Origin of the sequence: Burkholderia sp. Cy-637 (genome assembly GCF_011753175.1) — a bacterium.
In the GTDB taxonomy this organism is placed as follows: domain Bacteria; phylum Pseudomonadota; class Gammaproteobacteria; order Burkholderiales; family Burkholderiaceae; genus Burkholderia; species Burkholderia gladioli.
The window spans coordinates 12,566-33,968 of record NZ_VWWC01000073.1 but is presented as its reverse complement, the minus strand read 5'-3'; the positions used below and the strand labels follow the sequence as shown (position 1 = coordinate 33,968).

Below are 21,403 nucleotides of genomic sequence, written 5' to 3'. Positions count from 1 at the left end.
CGCCGCGGCGCGCCGCACCGGCGGCAGCGAGGCGGAACTCCGCGCGCGGCTGGCCTTCTGGCTGCCGGCCGCCCAGCAGTCGAGCCTCGTGACGCTGGACGCCGATCCGGCCCGGCCCTAGCCAAACGGCAAGCGGCCGGGCGGCCGAGCCGCCTGTTTCGCCGCCCGGCCGCATCACACTTCAGCACCTTTCCGCGACGCCCGAGCGTCAGAAGCTCGCGTGCAGGTTCACGAACGCGCTCAGCGACTCGCCCACATAGGCCCCGGCCGCGTTCGCCGCGATGAAGTAGCGGCGGTCGGTCAGGTTGTGCACGTTCAGGTCGACGCCCCAGCGACGCGTGTCATAACCGAAGGCCGCATTGGCGATCACGTAGGACGGGATCGAATTGGCATTGGTGATGTCGCTGTAGCTCTTGCCGACGTAGTTCACGCCCGCGCCCACGTGGAAGCCCGGCACGCCCGCGATCGAGAAGTCGTAGCTGGTCCAGAGGTTCGCCAGGTAGGCCGGCGCGCCCTGCGGACGGTTGCCGACCGAGGCGATGCCCTGCGGGTTGTCGGTGATCTTCGCGTCCTGCGCCGTGAAGTTGGCGATCAGGTGCCAGCGCGGCGTCAGGCTCGCGTCGAGCGAGGCTTCCGCGCCCTTGGTGCGCTGGCTGTCGAACACCACGCTTTCCTCGCCGTTGATGGTGGTCAGCGCGGCCACGTTGTCGCGCTTCACGTCGAACAGCGCCGTGTTGAGCACATAGCGGTCGTCGAGGAAGGAGAACTTCACGCCCAGCTCGTATTGCAGCGCGGATTCGGGCGCGCCGATGCCGTTCTGCGTGTTCTCCGAGTTGAAGTTCGCGAAGTGGCTGCGCGACACGCCGGCATAGGGCGACATCCAGGGCAGCGCCTTGTAGAGCACGCCGATGTTCCAGCTGGTGGGCGCGTCGTGGCGCGAATCGGTGACGCCGGCCAGCAGCGGATCGCCCTGCGTGTCGAAGCGGCCCGGCACCGAGATGTTCGGCGTCAGCGAGGTGTCCCACCAGTCCTTGCGCACGCCGGCACGCAGCTTCAGGCGGTCGCTGAGGTCGACCTGGTCGGTCGCGTAGACGCTGGTGTAGTTCGCCACCAGGTGGTCGTTGTCGCAGGAGTGCTTGGCGTCGCACAGGAAGTTCAGCCCGGCCAGCGAGGTTTCCGGCGGCACCGGCGCGAAGGCGTTGGCGATGTTGGGCAGGTCGGCCGTGCTGCGCTCGGTATCGATGATCTGGTGCTGGTACTCGAAGCCGGTCAGCAGGGTGTGCTTGACGCCGCCGGTGGCGAAGCGCCAGACCGGCTCGAACTGGTAGTCGAGGCTGTTGTCCGAATCGTCCTGCTGGCGCAACTGGCGGCCCACCACCTGGCCGTTGCTGATCTTGGTGCTGGTGCTGTCGCCGTTGCCGAGCACGTCGAGGCTGCGGTGCAGGTAGGAGAAGCGGTTGTTGATGGTCAGGATGTCGTTGATGCGCCAGGCGTCGGTCAGGGTCGGGCGCACGTAGTTGCCGCGCGCGAAGGCGAACGGCGTCGAGTACTTGGCGTTGATCGAGACGTTCGAGATCGGCGAGCCGTTGGCGTAGATCAGCCCGTAGGAATCGGGCGTCTCGCGGATGTCGCGCGCGTCGAGCGAGAAGTTGATGGTGTGGTGATCGGTCTTCCACTGCAGCTCGGGGCGGATTTCCTCGTCGCGGCTGTAGAGCGAGCGGAAGCCGTCGGCATGCGAGACGGTGGCGTCGACGCGGTAGTCGAGCCCGGAGATGCCGGTCGGGCCGGTGACGTAGCCGCTGCCGCTGATCATCCCGTAGGAACCGGCCTGGATGCTGCCGCCGTAGTGGAGCTGGTCCGAGGGCGTGTAGTGGACGATGTTGATCGAGCCGCCCGGCGGGCCGCTGCCGAGCAGCGCCGAACCCGGGCCCTCCAGCACCTCGATGCGCTCCACGCCGTTCAGCGAGTGCGAGATGCCGCCCAGCAGGTCGCCGTCGGAGAACCCGTCGTTGTAGATCTGCGCGTTCAGGCCGCGGATCAGGAAATGGTCGTAGTAGCCCTTGGTGTCCTGGCCGCCCACGTTCACGCCGCTGGCGTTGTAGAGGCTGTCGCGCAGCATGGTGGCGCCCTGCTCGGCCAGCAGCGCGCGCGGGATCACCTGCACGTTGGCCGGCAGGTCCTTGAGCGCCGTGCCGGTCTTGCCGACGCTGATCACCTGGCTCGGGTCGTTGACGTTGTCGTCGCCGGGCGCGCCGTCCTGCTTGCCATGCACCTGCACGGCGGGCAGCGCCAGCGCGTCGGCGCCCGCGCCGGCCGAGCCGGCCGCGCTCGCGCCGGGCGCCTGCTGCGCGGCGGCCGGCTGGGCCAGCGACAGCGCCATCAGCGAGCCCCCCAGGCCCAACCCCATGCGCCCCATTCGTTTCCGTAGTTTTCGCATCGCGACCTTGTTCCCCACCTTGATTCTCCGGTTTGTCCGTCCCGCGCGGCCTGCTGCGCCGTCCGGCATCGCCGGCGGCTCGATTCCCGTCTTAGATCACGAATAGGAATCGTTTCGATTTTTATTTAAAAAAACACAGCGAATACCGCGCCGGACATCTGGTTTGTCGGTGCTTGCCGGCACAATCGCCGCAAGCACGGCTCGCCACGGCAGACACGCTCCCGTGGCGATGGGAAGACGATGGCGGCAGGGCTTTATTCCGGATCGATGCAGCGCCTTGTCTTACCGCGCGTTACAAGGCGGACCGGCGGCTCAGCCGAGCTCCAGCACCACCTTGCCGCGCGCCTGGCCCTCGCGCACCAGCGCGTGGGCGGCATCGGCCTGGTCGATCGCGAAGCAGCGCGCTTCGAGCCGCGGCGCGAGTCGCCCCGCCTCGACCAGCGCCGCCGTCTCCACCAGGATCCGGCCATGCGCCTCGCGGCCCTGCCCCGTCAGCAGCGGCCGCAGCGTGAATACGCCGGCGTACTGCGCCGAGCGGAACGACAGCGGCGCGAGCGACACGGTCCCCCAGCCGAGCGCGCTGGTCACGCGGCCGAACGGCCGCACCGCCTGGAAGGCGGCGTCGAGCGCGCCGACGCTGTCGTAGACCACGTCGAAACCGCGTCCGCCGGTGTGCTCGGCCACCCAGGTTTCGACCGCGGCGGCCCGGTCGACGAAGTGCGCGCCCAGCGAGCGCAGGTAGCCGGCATCGCGCTCGCTCGCGACCCCGAACACCCGGGCGCCGCGCGCCAGCGCCAGTTGCGTCGCCACATGCCCGACGCCGCCGGCCGCGCCGATCACCAGCACGCTCTCACCGGCCTGCACCCGGGCGTTGTCCACCAGCCCTTCCCAGGCGGTGATCGCGGCCAGCGGCAGCGCGGCCGCCTCGCGCATCGACAGGCCCGCCGGCTGGCGCGCCAGCAGCCGCGCGTCGACGGCCACCCACTGCGCCATGCTGCCGCCGATCCCGCCCACGCCGCCGGCCGCGCCCCAGACCGCGTCGCCGGGCGCGAAGCCGCTCACGCCCTCGCCGACGCGCTCGACGCTGCCGGCCAGGTCGATGCCGAGCACGGCCGGCAAGGGATGGCGCGCATGGGCGGCGCTGCCGGCGCGGATCTTGGTGTCGAGCGGATTGACGCCGCTCGCCTCGACCCGTACCAGCACCTCGCCGGCGCGCGGCTCGGGAATCGGCAGCTCGATCGCGCGAAACGGCGCGTCGGGCGCGTCCACGATCCAGGCGCGCATGGTCTTGGGATTGGGGTTCATCGTCGTTCTCCTGGGCAGGTTCGGTATCTGGACGCCACTCTATCGACAACAATTACGCATGAGAACTCGCTAAGATCGCATCTTGCTCATGCATAAATGAATGGACGGAAGGCGATGGGAGAAATCGACTGGAGCGACGTGCGCGTATTCCTCGCGATTGCCCGCGAGGGCAGCCTGGGCGCCGCCGCGCGCCGGCTCGGGCAGACCCAGCCGACCATGGGCCGCCGGCTCAAGGCGCTCGAGCAGCAGCTCGGCCAGCGGCTGTTCCAGCGCACCCAGCAGGGCTTCATCCCGACCGACGAGGGCCAGGCGCTGCTGGTGCATGCGGAGCGCATGGAGATCGAGGCGCTGGCGGCGCTGCGTGAGTTGTCGGGCGCGGAGACTCGGCTCTCGGGCCTGTTGCGCGTCTCCTGTTCCGACTGGTTCGGCTCGCTGCGTCTCGCGCCGGTGATCGCCGAATACGCGGCGCGGCACCCGGGCGTGACGGTCGAGCTGCTGGCCGATCCGCGGCTCTACAGCCTGCCGCATCGCGAAGCCGACTGCGTGATGCGGATCGCGCCCTTCGTCGAGCCCGACGTGGTGAGCCGCCGCCTGCTGAGCACCGCCTATGCCGTCTACGCCGCGGCCGGGGCGCCGGCCGAGCTGCCCGCGCGCGGCCGCGGATGCCGGCTGGTGCTGATGGATACCGCGTTCGGCGCGATGCCCGACGTGGGCTGGATCCAGCGGCGCCTGCCCGAGGCGGCGGTGGCCGCGCGCAGCAACAGCCGCGAGACGCAGGCGCGGCTCTGCGCGCTGGGCGTGGGCCTGGCGGTGCTGCCGATGCCCCTCGGCGAGGCCACGCCGGGCCTCGTGCGGCTCGATCTCGGCGAGGCGCCGCCCAGCCGCGAGACCTGGCTCGGTTATCACCGCGACATGCGGCGCCAGCCGCGCCTGAGCCGCTTCGTGGAACTGGTGGTGGAACGCCTGGGAGATGCCGGGGCGGCGCGCTAGCGGCGCGAACCCGGCCGACAGGCTCAGGTTCGGCCGCTGGCCGACTCCGCTCGGACTTCAGCCGCGCGGCCGCCGCGAGCGCAGCACGCCCAGCAGGCGCTGCCCTTGCGGCCCGGCGAACCAGCGCGCATGGCCGATCAGGTAGGTGTCGTAGGCGGCTTCGGTGCCGGCCGGCGAGGCGAGGATGCCGTTGAAGTACTCGACCTCGGACAGCGCGAACTCGGTATGGACGATCGGCAGCAGCGCCGCCAGCGCGCGATAGGCCGTATCCGAGAGCGGCAGCACCGATTCGTAGCCGTCCAGCAAGGCATGCAGATGCTCGTATTCGACGCGCCGCGTCGCCTCGGGCGCGAGCCAGTCGACCAGGTTGCGCTCGATCGCGGTGGCGATGTCGAGCACCGCGCAAGTGCGGTCGGCAAGGCCGAAGTCGAGCACGGTGGCCACCGTCGCCTCGGCGCCCTCGCCGCTCCACAGCAGGTTCGAGGCATGCCAGTCGCCATGGGTCCAGAGCGGCGCCAGCGTATCGAGCAAGGGCACCAGCTCGCGATGGAAGGGGCCGATCTCGCGCAGCACGTCGCCGTGCCAGTCGCGCCCGTCCAGGGCGCGCGCCAGGCGCGGCTGGGCGGCCACCCAGGCGTCGAGCGCGGCGCCCAGGTCGGGCTCGCCCAGCACCCGGAAGCTCGACAGCAGCGGCTTGGGCTGGCGCGCCGGCGCGTCGAAGCCGGCCGAGGCGCGATGCAGGGTGGCCAGCATGCGCCCGGCCGCCGCCGCGTGCGAGGCATGCAGGAACGGTTTCCACGACATCACGCCGCGATAGACATCCACGCCCGGCGAGGCCGCGTGCACCTCGTAGGTCCAGTCGCCGCGCCGCGTCGCCGTGCTGCCCGCCGCGTCGGCCAGCACCTCGGCCACCGGCAGCCCCTGCCCGCGCAGATGGGCGATGAAGCGATGCTCCTCCTCGAGCCCGGCCACGTCGCGAATGCTGGCGTGATGGCGCTTGACGAACACCTCGCCGCCGTCGGCCATGCCGGCCAGCACGGCGGCCGAGAACGGCCGCGGGCTGTGCCAGGCGAGTCTCGCCACCGGCCCGAGGCGCGGATAAGCGGCCAGCAGCGCGGCCACCTCGTCGCGCGTGATCAGCGGCCAGTCGCGCTCGGTGCTCTCGCCGTCGACGGTGAACTGCGGCGGCGCGCTCGCATCGTCCGGCTCGGCGCCGGGGAGCGGCGCGGGCGGCGCGGGCAGCGGGCCTGGCTGCGTCGGCGGCCCGGATCGGGAACGGGAATCGGCGCTCATCGCGCGGCCCCGGCTGACGGCATCGCGTTCATGCGCGCCCGCCGGCGTCGAGACGCGGCGCGATTGCCTCGGCCTCGGCCTCGGCGCGCGCCAGCGCACGCGCCCAGTCGCGCCAGCCGATCGCGGCCAGCACCACGAACAGCGCATACAGGCCGGCCGTCAGGTACAGCGCCTTGTAGACGAACATGCCCACGTAGATCACGTCGACCACGCACCACAGCTGCCACGAGGCGATGTAGCGGCGCGCCGTCCAGTACTGCGCGACCAGGCTGAAGGCGGTCAGCGTGGCATCGACATAGGGCAGCGAGGCATCGGTCCAGCGCGCCATCGCGCCGCCCAGCAAGGCGCTCAGCAGCACCGCCGCGAGCAGGTCGGGCGCCACGCGGCGCCAGCCGACGCCGCGCTCCGGCACCACGTGCGCGGCATCGGCGCCCGCCACGCGGCCGGCGTCGAGCCGCCGCTGCGCCAGCCAGCGATACCAGCCATACAGTTGCAGCGCCGCGAAGGCGCCCTGCAGCAGCATGTCCGAATAGAGCTTGGCGTCGAGGAAGATCCAGGCGTACAAGGCGACCGAGGCGAGCCCGACCGGCCAGCACAGCAGATGGCGCCGCGCGGTCAGCCAGATCGCGAGCGCGCTGACCACCACGCCGGCTATTTCGAGAGGTGACATAAGGCCGGGGCTCCGTGCCGGGTCAGAAATCGTAGGTGACCGAGAAGCGTGCCGTGCGCGGCGCGCCGATGAACAGGTAGGCGTCGCCCTGCAGTTCGCCGGCATCGCGCCAGTAATAGCGGTTGAACAGGTTGTCGACCCACAGCCGCGCGGTGACGCGGTGGCCGCCGAGCTTGGTGCTGTAGCGCGCGCCGGCGTTCACCACGATCCAGCCCGGCACGCGCGCGCTGCCCTCCTCGTTGGCGGTGCGGCTGGCGCTGTACTCGAGGCCGCCGAGCAGGTCGAAACCGGGCAGCCCCGGCACCGCGTAATCGGCGTTCAGGGTGGCGCGCAGCGCCGGCACGTTGATCACCTGGTGGCCTTCGTAGGCGGGCGTTCCGGAATCGTACGCGCGGGCGCGGATCGCCGCGAGCGTGGCGTTCAGCGACAGCCGCTCGGTCAGGCGGCCCGAGGCGCCGAGCTCGATGCCGTCGTGGCGCTCGCGGCCGCGCTGCACGAAGGTGTAGCCGGCGTCCGTCGAATCGGGCTGGGCGAACTCGAAGGGCTTGCTGATGGTGAAGGCGGCGGCCGTCAGCGTCAGGCGGTTGGCCCAGTCGTATTTCGCGCCCACTTCATAAGCGGTCGATTCGAGCGGCGGCAGGAAGGCGTAGGCGTTGCTGGCGCGCACCGGCGCCTGGTCGCCCAGCGACAGGTCCTTGCTGTAGGAGCCGTAGAAGCTCAGCGGCGCCACCGGCTTGTAGACCAGGGCCAGTTGCGGCAGGAACTTGCTGCGCTCGGTGCGGGTCGGCTCGCCGTCCTGGCTGGTCCAGGCGCGCTGGCGCAGCAGCACCTGCCGGCCGCCCGCCAGCACCTGCCAGTGATCGCCCAGGCTGATCTTGTCGGAGGCGAACAGCGAGACCTGCCAGGCGTCGAGCTGCGGATACGACTGGCTCGCGCTGTTCGGCGAGGGATCGAAGCTCAGGTCCGGGCCGTAGATGTTTTCGCTGCCGACATAGTCGTAGACCGAGGTCGACAGGCGCACCACGCGGTGCAGCGCGCCCACGCCGAACAGCACGTCGTGGCGCAACACGCCGGTGCTGAACTTGCCGGCCAGCGCCGCGCGCACCTCGTCGTTGCGGCGGTATTCGCCGGGGCTGCGATAGTCGTAGACGTCGAAATCACCGTTCGAGGCGAAGAAGAACGGCGAGGTGCCGCCGGCACCGCAGCTCGGCACGTAGGCGCAGCCATAGGCGAAGGCCACGTTGTCGTCGATCATGGTGCGACTGCGACCGCCGGTGACGTAGGCGCGCCAGTCGTCGTTGAAGGCGTAGTCGAAGCGCGCGTTGAGGTTGAGCGCGTCGGTGGTGACCGGCTTGGCCCAGGGCTGCACGCCGAGCAGCTTGGAGGCGGAGGCGGCGGGCGGCACCACCGTGCCGCCCAGCAACTGGTAGCCCGACACGGAGCGCTGGATCCACTGCTGGAACTCGGCGTTCACCTGCAGGCTGGCGCGCGGCGTGATGTTCCAGTCGGCCGCGAGCGAGGCGAAGGAACGGCGGCCGTTGGCGTCGTCGACGTAGGAATGGAGGTTCTCCTTCGCCGCGTTGATACGGAAGCCGAATTGCTTGTCGGGGCCGAAGCGGCGCCCCAGGTCGACCGCGGCCGAGGTCGAGCCGCGGCTGTCGACGCCGGCCGTCACGCTCGAGACGTTCTCCGGGCGCTTGCTGACGAAGTTGACGATGCCGCCCGGCGAAAGCACGCCGCTGTCGATCGCGGCCAGCCCCTTCAGGATCTCGACGCGCTCCTTGTTCTCGAGCGCCACGTTCTGCTCGCCCGACAGCGTCAGGCCGTCCAGCCGGATCGCGCTGGCCGGATCGAGCGGGAAGCCGCGGATCGTGAAGTTGCCGTAATAGCCGACCGGCGTGTAGTCGGCATTGATCGAGGCGTCGTTGCGCAGCACGTCGGCCAGCGTCCTGGCCTGCTGGTCGGCGATCCGCGCGGCGCTCACCACCGTGACCGAGGCCGGCGTATCGAGGATCGAGGCGTCGTCGCGGCCCGTCACCGAGGCGCTGCGGGCCCGCCAGCCGGCATTGGCCGAGCCGGAAACGTCGACCGTCGGCAGCACGCGCACGGCCGGGTCGGCGTCCTTGCCGGCGCGCGCCTCGGAAGCCGGAACCGGTGCCGGCACGGGCGTGTCGGCGGGCGCGGCGGCGGCATGCGCGGCCATCACGGTCAGGCCGAGGCCCAGTTGCCGTTGCAATGCGCGCGGACGCGGGAATGGGCGCAGCGCAGCCGCGGACAGTCGTCGTTTCATCGGGAAGTCGGAAAAGCGCTCGCGCCGGGCGGCGCGATCAAAAGGCGTGATCATAGCGCAGCGGCGCCCCGCTTCCGACCGCCGGCCGGGCCCGGTGAGGCCGGGGCGCCACATTTTTGCGCGCGATTGGCCGGTCGGCGCTGTCCCGCCCGCATCGGCTCGTGCCGCGCAAGGCGGCTCGATACGTTCCACCGCCCTGCCCGGCGGCGGCCGGCCCTGGAACCGGGCGAATCCACCGCCAATCCTCAGTCGAAATCATCGTGATAAATATCGTATGCGATTTAGTCGTAACCGCTTGACATGTCCAGCCACTTGATTAGAATGCGACGCACTCGATCACATCGCATGCGATTCAAATCGGCGACGCAGGCAAGGCCAGGTCGCCGGCGCATTCGAATCCGTGCATCGATGCGTGCCGGCACCCGCCGCCGCGCCAGCCTCGTTACCGCCTCACCACCGACCGGCCCTCCGCCGGCACGACAGGAGCCCGCCATGCCGCAAGACCATTCGATCCCTGCCCGCCGTCGTTTCATCGGCGTCGCCGCCGCCACGCTCGCCGCCGGTTCGCTGAGCCGGCTGGCCTTCGCCGATACCGATCCGGCCGCCGCCTCGATCGCCGACGCGGCACCGGCCGCGGGCGGCAAGCCCGAAGCGATCCGCCCGCTGCGCATCCACGTCCCCGAAGCCCGGCTCACCGAGCTGCGCCGCCGCGTGCGCGACACCCAGTGGCCCGAGCGCGAGACCGTCGACGACGCCTCGCAGGGCGTGCAGCTCGCCACCATGCAGGCGCTCGCGAAGCGCTGGGCCGGCGGTTACGACTGGCGCCGCATGGAGGCGCGCCTGAACGCGCTGCCGCAATTCGTGACCGAGATCGACGGCCTGGACATCCACTTCATCCATGTGCGCTCGAAGCATCGCGGCGCGCTGCCGATGATCGTCACGCATGGCTGGCCCGGCTCGATCATCGAGCAGTTGAAGATCATCGGCCCGCTGACCGATCCGACCGCCCACGGCGGCAGCGCCGACGACGCCTTCGACCTGGTGATCCCCTCGCTGCCCGGCTACGGCTTCTCGGGCAAGCCGAGCGCGACGGGCTGGGACCCGGTGCGGATCGCGCGCGCCTGGGTGGTGTTGATGCAGCGGCTCGGCTACACGCGCTACGTGGCGCAAGGCGGCGACTGGGGCAATGCCGTGACCGAGCAGATGGCCCTGATCGCGCCGCCGGGGCTGCTCGGCATCCATACCAACATGCCCGCCACCGTGCCGGACGGGATCGCCCAGGCGCTCAAGGACGGCAAGCCGGCGCCGGCGGGCCTGTCGGCCGAGGAACGGCATGCCTATGAACAGCTCGATACCTTCTACCGGCACGGGCTCGGTTATGCGCAGGAAATGGCCAATCGCCCGCAGACGCTGTACGGCATCGAGGATTCGCCGATCGGGCTGGCGGCCTGGATCCTCGACCACGACGCGGCCAGCCAGGCGCTGATCGCGCGCGTGTTCCAGGGCGCGCAGGAGGGCCTGACGCAGGACGACATCCTCGACAACATCACGCTGTACTGGCTGACGCGCACCGGCGTGTCCTCGGCGCGGCTCTACTGGGAGAACAAGCTCAATTTCTTCGAGCCCAAGCATGTCGCGATTCCGGTGGCCGTCAGCGTGTTCCCGGACGAGATCTACGCGGCGCCGCGCAGTTGGGCCGAGCAGGCCTATCCGAAGCTGATCCATTACCAGCTCATGCCCAAGGGCGGCCATTTCGCGGCCTGGGAGCAGCCGCTGGCGCTGGCCGGCGAACTGCGCACGAGCTTCCGTTCGCTGCGCTGAGCGCGGCGCCGGGCATCACCTCACCAGGCAATCCATCGTCTTCTTACTCAGGAATCCGGATCATGAAGAACCCTGTCGCAAACCTCCTGCTGGCCGCCCTCGTCGCCGCGCCGGCCATCGCCTTCGCCGCGCAACCGGGCTCGTCCCTCACCCGCGCCCAGGTGATCGCCGAGCTGGTCCAGCTCGAGAAGGCCGGCTTCAGCCCGAACGGCGACAAGAACCATTACCCCGAAGCCCTCCAGGCGGCGCGGGCACGCGTGGCCGCCGCCGAGGACATGGACGGCATGGGCAGCGAAACCCGCGGCACGTCGGAATCGGGGGCGCGGCCGGCCGTTTCGGCCGCCGAGTTGCGCGCGCTGTATCGCGGGCATTGAGGCCCCGCCGCAACGAAAAAGGCGAGACGCATCGCTGCGTCCCGCCTTCCTTGCATGCGACGGCGACCCTCGATCAGGCCGCGGTTTCCAGCGTGATCAACTGCGCCCCGTCGGCCACCTGGTCGCCGACGGCATACAGCACCTCGGCCACCACGCCGGCGCTGGGCGCGCCGATGGTGTGCTCCATCTTCATCGCCTCCATCACGATCAGCGGCGCGCCGGCCTCGACCTTCTGCCCGGCTTCCACCAATACCGCGATCACCTTGCCCGGCATCGGCGCGGTCAACCGGCCGCCGCCGTGTTCGGCGTCGCCGGCATGCGCCAGCGGGTTCTCCCAGACGAAGCTTTCGGCCGTGCCGTCGACGAATACGTGGAAGTTGTCGCCGTCCGCCACCACACGGCCCGCGCCGCGTTCGCCGCCGATCGTCACCACCAGGTCGAGCGGCGTGGCGCCGCTTGCCCAACTGAACGCCAGGGCTTCGTCCTCGCCGATCGCGAGCGATGCGCCGCCGCGCGCGCCGTGTTCGTAGCGAACCGCCAGCGCCGTGTCGCGCTCGGGCAACTGCCAGTCGAGCTTGCGGCGATAGTCGCCGTTGAGGCGCCAGTTGCCCAGCGCGCCCCAGGGCGAGGCCGCCTGCGCGGTCATGCTGCCGATTCCGCCCTTGCCCCTGTCTGCCGCCGCCGTCGCCCCCTCGCGCGCCAGCAGCGCCGCGCAGGCCAGCGCCACGGCCACCGGCGCGAGCGGCCGGGCCGCGAACAACGTCTCGTGGTTGCGCTCGATCAGCCCGGTATCGAGATCGGCCGTGGCGAAGGGCTCGCTGGCCACGATCCGCTGCAGGAAGGCCACGTTGGTCGACAGGCCGACCGCCTCGCAGTCGCGCAGCGCACGCGCCATGCGCTTGAGCGCCTCGGCGCGGTCGGCGCCGTGCACGATCAGCTTGGCGATCATCGGGTCGTAGAACGGCGTGATCGCATCGCCCTCGCGCACGCCGCTGTCGACGCGCACGGCGGTGCCGATGGTGAATTCCGCGCCTTGCGGCAGCCGCAGATGGCGCAGCGTGCCCGTCGACGGCAGGAAGCCGCGCGCCGGATTCTCGGCGTAGAGACGCGCCTCGATGGCATGGCCGTTGACGCGCAACTGGTCCTGGCGCAGCGGCAGCGGCTCGCCCGAAGCCGCGCGCAGTTGCCACTCGACCAGGTCCAGCCCGCTGATCATCTCGGTGACCGGGTGCTCGACCTGCAGGCGCGTGTTCATCTCCATGAAGTAGAACTGCTCGCCGGTGACGATGAACTCGACCGTGCCGGCGCCCACGTAGCCCACCGCGCGCGCGGCGGCCACCGCCGCATCGCCCATCGCGCGCCGCTGCGCGTCCGACAGGCCCGGCGCCGGGGCTTCCTCGAGCACCTTCTGGTGGCGGCGCTGCACCGAGCAGTCGCGATCGAACAGGTAGACGATATTGCCCAGCGTGTCGCCGAACACCTGCACCTCGACGTGGCGCGGGCGCTGCAGGTATTTCTCGATCAGCACGCGGTCGTTGCCGAAGCTGCTGGCGGCCTCGCGCTGGCAGGAGGCGAGCGCGGCCGGGAAATCGGCCGAGCGCTCGACCACCCGCATGCCCTTGCCGCCGCCGCCGGCGCTGGCCTTGAGCAGCACCGGGTAGCCGATCGCGTCGGCCTCGCGATGCAGCAGCGCCGGGTCCTGGTCGTCGCCGTGATAGCCGGGCACCAGCGGCACGCCGGCCTCGTGCATCAACGCCTTGGCGGCGGCCTTCGAGCCCATCGCCGCGATCGCCGCGACCGGCGGCCCGATGAAGACGATGCCGGCGGCCGCGCAGGCCTCGGCGAAATCCTCGTTCTCGGACAGGAAGCCGTAGCCGGGATGGATCGCCTGCGCGCCGGTGGCGCGCGCGGCCTCGATGATGCGCTCGTAGCGCAGGTAGCTGTCGGCGGCCGCGGCGCCGCCGATCGGCACGGCTTGGTCGCAGGCCTCGACGTGCTTGGCTCGCGCGTCGGCGTCCGAATAGACGGCGACGCTCGCGATGCCGAGCCGGCGGCAGGTCGCGGCCACGCGGCAGGCGATTTCGCCGCGATTGGCGATCAGGATCTTGTCGAACATGGTGGTCGGATGTCGGTAATCGGGTTCGGAGGCGCCTTGGCGCACGCGGCTCGGTCGGCTCACTCGCGCCAGGACGGCGAGCGCTTGTCGAGGAAGGCCGCGATGCCCTCGCGCGCCTCGGCGCCGGCGCGGGTGGCCGCGATCCAGTCGGCGGTCTGCTCGATCAGCGCGTCGTCGAGCGCGCGGCCGGCCACCTCGGCCGCGAGCCGCTTGCAGGCGCGCACCGCGTCGGGCCCGTTGTTGCGCAGCGTCTCGGCCAGTTGCGCGATGGTGGCGTCGAGCGCCTCGGCCGGCACGGCCTCGTGGATCAGGCCGAGTTGCGCGGCGCGCGTGCTGTCGAACACCTCGGCGGTGGTGAAGTAGCGGCGCGAGGCGCGTTCGCCGAGCGCGCGCACCACGTAGGGCGCGATGGTCGCGGGGATCAGCCCGAGCCGCGCCTCCGACAGGCAGAAGCGCGCCGGCGCGGCTGCGACGGCGATATCGCAGGCGGCGACCAGGCCCACCCCGCCGGCATAGGCGTCGCCGTGCACGCGCGCGATCACCGGCTTGCCGCAGCGATACACGGCCTCCAGCATGCGCGCCAGCAGCCGCGCGTCGGCGCGGTTCTCGTCGTCGCTGTAGCCGGCCATCCGGCGCATCCAGTTCAGGTCGGCGCCGGCGCAGAACGACGGGCCTTCCGCGGCCAGCACCACGGCGCGCACCTGCGCCTGCGCGTCGAGCTCGACGAAGGCGGCCGTCAGCTCGGCGATCATGGTCTCGTTGAAGGCGTTGCGCACCTCGGGCCGCGCCAGCGTGACCGTCGCGATGCGCGCTTGCTCGGTGATCCGGATCGTCTCGTATCGCATCCCTGCCTCCTTACATGCGGAACACGCCGAAGCGCGTGTCCTCGATCGGCGCGTTCATGGCGGCGGCCAGGCCCAGGCCGAGCACGTCGCGGGTCTGCGCCGGCTCGATCACGCCGTCGTCCCACAGGCGCGCGCTGGCGTAATACGGGTGGCCCTGCTGCTCGTATTGCTCGCGGATCGGCGCCTTGAAGGCCGCTTCCTCCTCGGCCGACCAACTGCCGCCGCGCGCCTCGATGCCGTCGCGGCGCACCGTGGCCAGCACCGAGGCGGCCTGGTCGCCGCCCATCACCGAGATGCGCGCGTTCGGCCACATCCACAGGAAGCGCGGCGAGTAGGCGCGCCCGCACATGCCGTAGTTGCCGGCGCCGAACGAGCCGCCGATGATCACCGTGAACTTGGGGACCTTGGCGGTGGCCACGGCCGTCACCATCTTCGCGCCGTGGCGCGCGATGCCCTCGTTCTCGTACTTGCGGCCGACCATGAAGCCGGTGATGTTCTGCAGGAACACCAGCGGGATCTTGCGCTGGCAGCACAGCTCGATGAAGTGGGCGCCCTTCACGGCCGATTCCGAGAACAGGATGCCGTTGTTGGCGACGATCCCGACCGGGTGGCCCCAGATCCTGGCGAAGCCGGTCACGAGCGTGGTGCCGTAGCGCGCCTTGAATTCGTCGAAGGCCGAATCGTCGACGATGCGCGCGATCACCTCGCGGATGTCGAAGGGCTTGCGCGTGTCGCTGGGGATCACGCCCGACAGCTCGGCCGGGTCGTGGCGCGGCGGCAGCGGCTCGGCCAGGGCCAGGGGCGTCGCCGCCCTGCCGCCGAGGTTGCCGACGATCGAGCGGGCAATCAACAGCGCATGCGCGTCGTTCTGCGCGAGATGGTCGGCCACGCCGGACAGGCGCGTGTGCACGTCCCCGCCGCCCAGGTCCTCGGCGCTGACTTCCTCGCCGGTGGCGGCCTTCACCAGCGGCGGGCCGCCCAGGAAGATGGTGCCCTGCTCCTTGACGATGATCGACTCGTCGCTCATGGCCGGCACGTAGGCGCCGCCGGCCGTGCAGGAGCCCATCACCACCGCGATCTGCGCGATGCCGGCCGCCGACAGGTTGGCCTGGTTGTAGAAGATCCGGCCGAAATGGTCGCGATCGGGAAACACCTCGTCCTGGTTCGGCAGGTTCGCGCCGCCCGAATCGACCAGGTAGACGCAGGGCAGCCGGTTCTCGGCCGCGATCTCCTGGGCGCGCACGTGCTTCTTGACGGTCACCGGGTAGTAGGTGCCGCCCTTCACGGTGGCGTCGTTGCAGACGATCACGCATTCCCGGCCGGCGATCCGGCCGATGCCGGTGATGATGCCGGCGCCGGGCGCGTCGTCGTTGTACATGCCGTAGGCGGCCAGCTGCGAGAGCTCCAGGAACGGCGTGCCCGGATCGAGCAGCAAGGCGATGCGCTCGCGCGGCAGCAGCTTGCCGCGCGCCACGTGCTTGTCGCGCGCGGCCTGGCCGCCGCCCTGGGCGAGCCGCTCGACCTTGTCGCGCAGGTCGGCCACCAGCGCGTCGAGCGCGGCCTGGTTGGCGCGGAATTCGTCCGAGCGGGGGTTCAGTTTCGATTCGAGGATCGGCATCGTGTGGGCTCCGTGGCGCGGGCTCAGGCCGTTTCGGCGAACAGTTCGCGGCCGATCAGCATGCGGCGGATCTCGCTGGTGCCGGCGCCGATCTCGTAAAGCTTGGCGTCGCGCCACAGCCGGCCGACCGGGTATTCGTTGATGTAGCCGTTGCCGCCGAGGATCTGGATCGCCTCGCCGGCCATCCAGGTGGCGCGCTCGGCGGTGTAGAGGATCACCCCGGCGCAGTCCTTGCGAACCTGGCGCACATGGCCGCTGCCGGCCGCGTCGAGATGGCGGCCGACCGCGTACAGGTAGGCGCGGCAGGCCTGGAAGTTGGTGTACATGTCGGCCACCTTGCCCTGGATCAGCTGGAACTCGCCGATCGACTGGCCGAACTGCTTGCGATCGTGGATGTAGGGCACCACCGCGTCGAGGCAGGCCGCCATGATGCCGGTCGGGCCGCCCGCCAGCACCGCGCGCTCGTAGTCGAGGCCGCTCATCAGCACCTTCACGCCGCCGCCCACCTCGCCCAGCACGTTCTCCTCGGGCACCTCGACGTCCTGGAACACCAGCTCGCCCGTGTGCGAGCCGCGCATGCCGAGCTTGTCGAGCTTCTGCGCCACCGAGAAGCCCTTCATGCCCTTCTCGACGATGAAGGCCGTCATGCCGCGCGCGCCCGCTTCCGGCTCGGTCTTGGCATAGACCACCAGGGTGTCGCAGTCGGGGCCGTTGGTGATCCACATCTTGGTGCCGTTCAGCACGTAGTGGCCGCCGCGCTTGTCGGCGCGCAGCTTCATGCTGACCACGTCCGAGCCGGCGTTCGGCTCGCTCATCGCCAGCGCGCCGATGTGCTCGCCGGAGATCAGCTTGGGCAGGTAGCGGCGCTTCTGGGCCTCGTTGCCGTTGCGGTTGATCTGGTTGACGCAGAGATTGGAATGGGCGCCGTAGGACAGGCCGACCGAGGCCGAGGCGCGCGAGATTTCCTCCATCACCACCATGTGGGCGGTGTAGCCGAGGTCGGTGCCGCCGTATTCCTCGCTCACCGTCATGCCGAGCACGCCGAGCTCGCCGAACTTGCGCCAGAGGTCCATCGGGAACTGGTCGCTGCGGTCGATCTCGGCCGCGCGCGGGGCGATCTCCTTGGCGGCGAACGTGGCCACCGCGTCGCGCAGCATCTCGATGTCCTCTCCAAGCATGAATTGCACGCCGGGCAGGTTGCTCATGTGTCCTCCGATTCCAGAAAGTGCGTTCGGCCGATCCGGTGGGGTGTCTCGATCTGAGTTGTGCTCAGAATTGTTCCCGGACGTCGATCGATCGAACCAGGTCATTTGATGTGGATTGATGGCGCGTAGTGTCGCGCGGGCGTCGAGGGCGCGTCAACGATTTTTTGAGTGTCACTCAAATTTCATCGGGATCTCGGCTATCATCGGCGGCATCGCTCCGTTCTTGCCCGTTCACGCCATGACCGATACGCCCGTCAGACCCGATCGCGCCGAGGGCAGCCGCGCGCCCGCCGGCCGCAAGTCGCAGCAACGCGTGCAGGACATCCTGCGCGCCGGCCGGGCGGTGTTCGCCGAGAAGGGGTATGAACATGCGACGGCGGCCGAGATCGCGCAGCGCGTGGGCGTGTCCGAGGCGACCGTGTTCAGCTATTTCCGCGGCAAGCGCGAGCTGTGCGCGCGCGTGATCGCCGATTGGTACGACGAGAACATCGCCGCCTTCGAGGCCGGGCTGCCGGCCGGCGCGCCGCTGCGCGAGCAGTTCGCCTTCATCGTGCGCACCCATTTGCGGCTGATGCTGGTGAACGGCACGGGCTTGTGCGCGCTGGTGCTGTCGGAGGGCCGCGCCAAGCAGCAGATGCTCGGCGACGAGCTGGGCGAGCTGCAGCGCCGCTACACGGCGCCGCTGATGGAGGTGCTGGCGCGCGGCCGCGAATCAGGCCAGGTGCGCCAGGACATGCCGCTGAGCCTGCTGCGCTCGCTGGTGTTCGGGCCGATCGAGCATGTGCTGTGGGATGCGATCCTGGGGCGGCGCACGCTCGATACCGAGCGCACCGCCGACCAGTTGATCGAGGTGCTGTGGGCGGCCCTGCAGCCGCCGGCGCCGGCCGCGCAGGCGCTGGCGCAGTTCCAGCGCGAGGTGCGCGAGGCGATGACGCGCATGGACCGCCGGCTCGGCGGCGATTGAGGGCGGCTCGGGATTCGTTCGGGCCGAGCGCCGGGACCCGAGCGCGCCGCGCGGTGAATCCGTCTACACTGGCGCTCCGCTCCCGATCCCCTGCCCGCTCATGACGAATCCCCTCCTCGACGCGAAGGCGCTGCGCGCCCTGGCCGAACTCGCCGAAGCCCGGCAGGCGGCAGCCTGCGATTGCAGCAGGACGCCGCTGGAGGGCTGGCAATCGCAGCCGCTCTCGCTCGACGAGAGCCGGTTGGAGCAGGTCGGCACCTTGCGCGCCGACGACGGCGCGGAACCGTCCTACGACGAATACCTGCCCGACGGCCTGCAATACTGGTCGCCCGAGGCGCCGATCGCGCCGCGCTACTTCCCGTACAACCAGTGCGATGTCTGGGCCTGCCGCGATTGCGGGAGGCTGATGCTGCGTTATGTGGAAGGCGGCGGGTATTTCGTGGATCGGCGGATTCGCGCGGTGCGGGCGAGGTTGATCGTCGAGGCGGGCTGAGAGGGCCGGCTCGCCGGCCGGAAATCAGTCGATGGAATTGCCTCAATTCCGCCAGCGGCGAGCGCGCCGCACGTCGTGGACGGTTTTGCCGAGGTAGTACAGCAGCACGCCACCGACGCTGTTGATTATGGCTTTCGTCCCGCCATCCTCGATATAGCTGCCGTATACGCCGCTCCAGGTCAGCACGAAATTGACCAAGAGATTGAGCGCCATGATGATCGCGATCGGCACGATGAACTCGATGAACAACCACTTCAGCCACTTCATGGCGCCCTCTCTCTTATCGACTTGTTGATTGGATGAATCCCGCGACGAGCCGGCGATCGGCTCAACGCGCCGCGCCCCGCCGCTCGCGAACGATCAGCGCCCCGATCACGATTCCGGCGGCGAGGCTCGTCACCCCGCTGTAGGTCACCAGCCCCAGCGCCCAGCCGCGCACCGCCACCGCCAGCCACAGCCCGACCAGCAAACCCAGCCAGCCAAGCCAGCGCAGCAGGCGCGTCGGCGCGGCGGCCAGCACCTTGCCGAACACGGTTTCCTGGTGCCGCTCCATGGCCAGCGCGAGGCAGGCGAAGGCGGCAAGACAAACGATCAGCATCGCGGACACCATCAGAGTCGCTCCTCGTCGGGTTTCGCGGCCGGGGCGCGCGAGCCCGCCTTGCCGGCCGCCCCGCCCTTGCCCGCGGCGCTGGCCCGGCCGCGATGGCGGCTCACGCGGATCGCCAGCAGCGCATGCAGCGCCGCGAAGGCCCACATCATCAGGTCGAAGCCGGCGAATACCCAATCGCCTTCGGCCACGCTGCGCCAGAACGGCCGCGCGGTGGTCAGCGCGTTGAGCACCGGCAGCAGCGCCAGCAAACCGGCGGCCAGCCACAGCAGCTCGATCCAGGCGCGCCGCGCCGGCCGCAGCAACGCGTACAGCAGGGCCACGCCCCACACCGCGAAGAACAGCTTGATCTCGCCGTCCTGGCGATGCGGCAGGTCCAGCGGCAGCAGGCGGTTGCCCCACAGATAAGCCGTCATCGCGATCGACAGGCCGGCGATGCTGGCGATATTGAGCCGCTCGACCAGCCGGAAGCCGAAATACGGCCGCGTCGGATCCGGCAGTTGCTGGCGGCGCTTGACGGTCCACATCACCAGCCCGGTGCCGACCATCGCTGTGCCGGCCAGGCTGACGATGAAGTACAGCCAGCGCAGTTGCAGGTCGCTGAAGCGGCCCAGGTGCAGCGCGTAGAACACGCCGCGCGTCTCGGCCGCGCCGCCCACCCGGTCGTGCACCTCGGCCAGCTTGCCGGTGGCGCCGTCGAACACCAGGTATTGCGGGCTCGAGGATACGCGCCCGGCCTCGGCGCGCGCCACCGCCACGCGCGCGATCGCGTCGCCGGGGTTGACCACCGTCACCATGCCCACCCCGTGCTCGCCCCAGCGCGCCTGCGCGACGCGCACCATCGCGTCGACCGGCGCGAGCGGCGCCGTCCTGCCGCTCGGCGCGGCCGGCTGGATGAAGGCGCTGACCTGCGCGTTCAACGCGGCCTGCTCGCCGGGCGTCTTCATCGCGAGCTGGTTGCCCCAGGGCATGTACAGGGTCATCAGCGTGACCAGGCCCGTGTAGGTGATCATCAGGTGGAACGGCAGGCCGAACACCGACAGCACGTTGTGCGCGTCGAGCCAGGAACGCTGGCCCTTGCCCCAGCGGAAGGTGAAGAAGTCGACGAAGATCTTCTTGTGCGTGATCACGCCGCTGACGATCGCCACCAGCATGAACATCGCGCAGAAGCCGGCGATCCAGCGGCCCCAGATCGGCGACATGTAATAGAACTGGAAATGGAAGCGGTAGAAGAACTCGCCGCCCAGCGTGTCGCGCGCGGCGGTGACGCGGCCGCTGCCCGGATCGAAGGCGGCCTCGCCGAAGAAGCGCCCCTTGCCCATCTCGGCCGGCGTGAGCCGCCAGAACGCGCTCGCCACGTTGCTGCGATCGGTCGGCAGCGTGATGCCCCATTGCGTGCTTTGCGGCGCCAGCGTGGCCATGGTGCCGACCACGCGCCTGGCCACCTCGGCCGGGTCGGGCGTGTGCTGCTGGTGCGCCAGTTCGGGGCGCATCCACTGCGAGATCTCGTCCTTGAAGTAGCTGACCGTGCCGGTCAGGAACATCGCGTAGAGGATCCAGCCGCACAGCAGCCCGGCCCAGGTATGCAGGTCCGACATGCTCTGGCGCACGCCGCGCGGCTTGGGGGCGGCGCGCTTCGCGCCCGGCTTCGCTTCCGGCTTTGCGTCCGGCTTCATATTCGGCTTCACATCCGGTTTCGTGCCCTGCTTTCCGTCCGGCTTCACGCCCTGGTTCGCGGCGTGTTGCGTCGTCGGGTTCGGTGCCATGCTCATCGCGCGATCACTCCCGCGCCGACGCAGGCGGCCGCCACCGCGAGCGGCAAGGCCGCCGCCAGCAGCCCCGCCCAGGCGCGGGTCGCGCTGCGCGCCAGGAACACCCAGATCACCGCGCCGGTGTAGAACGCGAAACTGGCCAGCATGCCGGTCAGCACCGCCTGGGGCGCCGCGATCGGCAAGGCCAGCGCGGCCACGCTGGCCAGCGCGCCGAGCGCGTAACCGCCGCCGATCGCGCAGACGATCCGCGACACCAGCGGCGCCAGCGGCGCCAGCCGCCGCCAGCGGTCGAGGCCGGCGCTCATGCCGTCAGCGCCGCGGGCGCGGCGATCGAGGTCGGGTAAGGCTTCAACAGCTTGTCCATCCAGGTTCCGAAAGTCACGTGATACGCCGCGGCTGCCGCGAATCCTCCGAGGATTTGCGGCAGTGCGGCACGCGGACGAAGCCGCGATCATACCGCCCATTCACAGCGGTCCTTGCAGCCATGACCCGCGAGAACGGAAAACGGGACAGCCGGGGACGGGAAAATTTGTAACAGCCGTGGGAGCCGGTGCCGGCGGTGCCGTGAACGACACCGTAAACGACAAAAACCCGTCGGACGCT

At 70.3% G+C, this 21,403-nt stretch carries 18 protein-coding genes; 5 read left to right on the top strand and 13 right to left on the bottom strand.

Annotated features, from left to right (window positions below; genetic code table 11):
* Positions 1-208 precede the first annotated feature (208 nt).
* Positions 209-2,407 (bottom strand): TonB-dependent receptor, encoded by a 2,199-nt coding sequence (locus tag F3J10_RS19520; protein ID WP_240155644.1) that lies wholly within the window; start codon positions 2,405-2,407, stop codon positions 209-211.
* A 342-nt stretch (positions 2,408-2,749) separates the two neighbouring features.
* Positions 2,750-3,742 (bottom strand): zinc-dependent alcohol dehydrogenase family protein, encoded by a 993-nt coding sequence (locus F3J10_RS19515; protein ID WP_167242797.1) that lies wholly within the window; start codon positions 3,740-3,742, stop codon positions 2,750-2,752.
* Positions 3,743-3,856: 114 nt separating this feature from the next.
* Here F3J10_RS19515 and F3J10_RS19510 point away from each other — a divergent pair, with 114 nt between their 5' ends.
* On the top strand, positions 3,857-4,732 hold the full coding sequence (locus F3J10_RS19510) for a LysR family transcriptional regulator (protein ID WP_205194407.1): 876 nt from the start codon (positions 3,857-3,859) through the stop codon (positions 4,730-4,732).
* A 57-nt stretch (positions 4,733-4,789) separates the two neighbouring features.
* Here the strand turns inward: F3J10_RS19510 and F3J10_RS19505 are convergent, their stop codons facing one another.
* From F3J10_RS19505 to F3J10_RS19495, 3 genes are read right to left on the bottom strand one after another with little or no spacing between them, the layout of a single operon-like run.
* On the bottom strand, positions 4,790-6,025 hold the full coding sequence (locus F3J10_RS19505; protein WP_240155643.1) for a phosphotransferase: 1,236 nt from the start codon (positions 6,023-6,025) through the stop codon (positions 4,790-4,792).
* A gap of 28 nt (positions 6,026-6,053) precedes the next feature.
* The gene (gene pnuC, locus F3J10_RS19500) at positions 6,054-6,695 is read right to left on the bottom strand and encodes a nicotinamide riboside transporter PnuC (protein ID WP_167242796.1); all 642 of its coding nucleotides are present in this window, start codon (positions 6,693-6,695) and stop codon (positions 6,054-6,056) included.
* Between the two features lie 22 nt (positions 6,696-6,717).
* A complete protein-coding gene (locus tag F3J10_RS19495; RefSeq protein ID WP_240155645.1) occupies positions 6,718-8,898 on the bottom strand; it encodes a TonB-dependent siderophore receptor in 2,181 nt (726 codons plus the stop codon).
* 579 nt (positions 8,899-9,477) lie between these two features.
* On the opposite strand from F3J10_RS19495, the gene F3J10_RS19490 reads away from it, so the two are divergent.
* Together F3J10_RS19490 and F3J10_RS19485 are read left to right on the top strand one after the other, a co-directional pair.
* A complete protein-coding gene (locus tag F3J10_RS19490) occupies positions 9,478-10,806 on the top strand; it encodes an epoxide hydrolase (protein ID WP_167242794.1) in 1,329 nt (442 codons plus the stop codon).
* Positions 10,807-10,868: 62 nt separating this feature from the next.
* A complete protein-coding gene (locus F3J10_RS19485) occupies positions 10,869-11,180 on the top strand; it encodes a DUF4148 domain-containing protein (RefSeq protein ID WP_025100342.1) in 312 nt (103 codons plus the stop codon).
* A 73-nt stretch (positions 11,181-11,253) separates the two neighbouring features.
* Here F3J10_RS19485 and F3J10_RS19480 read toward each other — a convergent pair whose 3' ends face one another.
* From F3J10_RS19480 to F3J10_RS19465, 4 genes are read right to left on the bottom strand one after another with little or no spacing between them, the layout of a single operon-like run.
* Positions 11,254-13,296 (bottom strand): acetyl/propionyl/methylcrotonyl-CoA carboxylase subunit alpha, encoded by a 2,043-nt coding sequence (locus F3J10_RS19480; RefSeq protein ID WP_167242793.1) that lies wholly within the window; start codon positions 13,294-13,296, stop codon positions 11,254-11,256.
* Between the two features lie 59 nt (positions 13,297-13,355).
* Positions 13,356-14,141 (bottom strand): enoyl-CoA hydratase/isomerase family protein, encoded by a 786-nt coding sequence (locus tag F3J10_RS19475; protein ID WP_013690313.1) that lies wholly within the window; start codon positions 14,139-14,141, stop codon positions 13,356-13,358.
* A gap of 10 nt (positions 14,142-14,151) precedes the next feature.
* Entirely contained in the window at positions 14,152-15,759 is a 1,608-nt protein-coding gene (locus F3J10_RS19470; RefSeq protein ID WP_167242792.1) for a carboxyl transferase domain-containing protein, read from the bottom strand.
* Between the two features lie 23 nt (positions 15,760-15,782).
* Positions 15,783-16,964, bottom strand: a complete 1,182-nt coding sequence (locus tag F3J10_RS19465) for an isovaleryl-CoA dehydrogenase (protein ID WP_025100338.1) — start codon at positions 16,962-16,964, stop codon at positions 15,783-15,785.
* Between the two features lie 238 nt (positions 16,965-17,202).
* On the opposite strand from F3J10_RS19465, the gene F3J10_RS19460 reads away from it, so the two are divergent.
* Positions 17,203-17,928, top strand: coding sequence for a TetR/AcrR family transcriptional regulator (locus F3J10_RS19460; RefSeq protein WP_025100337.1), 726 nt, complete (start codon positions 17,203-17,205; stop codon positions 17,926-17,928).
* Between the two features lie 100 nt (positions 17,929-18,028).
* Positions 18,029-18,421 carry a hypothetical protein gene (locus F3J10_RS19455; RefSeq protein ID WP_167242791.1) on the top strand — a complete coding sequence of 131 codons (393 nt, stop codon included), beginning with the start codon at positions 18,029-18,031 and terminating at the stop codon, positions 18,419-18,421.
* Between the two features lie 42 nt (positions 18,422-18,463).
* Here the strand turns inward: F3J10_RS19455 and F3J10_RS19450 are convergent, their stop codons facing one another.
* The 4 genes from F3J10_RS19450 to F3J10_RS19435 all read right to left on the bottom strand — a co-directional run bounded on the left by F3J10_RS19450 (position 18,464) and on the right by F3J10_RS19435 (position 21,105).
* Complete coding sequence (locus F3J10_RS19450; RefSeq protein ID WP_167242790.1) at positions 18,464-18,688, bottom strand: hypothetical protein; 225 nt, start codon at positions 18,686-18,688, stop codon at positions 18,464-18,466.
* 61 nt (positions 18,689-18,749) lie between these two features.
* Entirely contained in the window at positions 18,750-19,031 is a 282-nt protein-coding gene (locus tag F3J10_RS19445) for a DUF3325 family protein (protein ID WP_166913682.1), read from the bottom strand.
* Positions 19,031-20,704, bottom strand: coding sequence for a PepSY-associated TM helix domain-containing protein (locus tag F3J10_RS19440; protein ID WP_240155642.1), 1,674 nt, complete (start codon positions 20,702-20,704; stop codon positions 19,031-19,033). Before F3J10_RS19440 ends, F3J10_RS19445 begins: the two co-directional genes overlap by 1 nt.
* Before the next feature lie 92 nt (positions 20,705-20,796).
* Complete coding sequence (locus F3J10_RS19435; protein ID WP_167242788.1) at positions 20,797-21,105, bottom strand: DUF3649 domain-containing protein; 309 nt, start codon at positions 21,103-21,105, stop codon at positions 20,797-20,799.
* Positions 21,106-21,403: the final 298 nt, after the last annotated feature.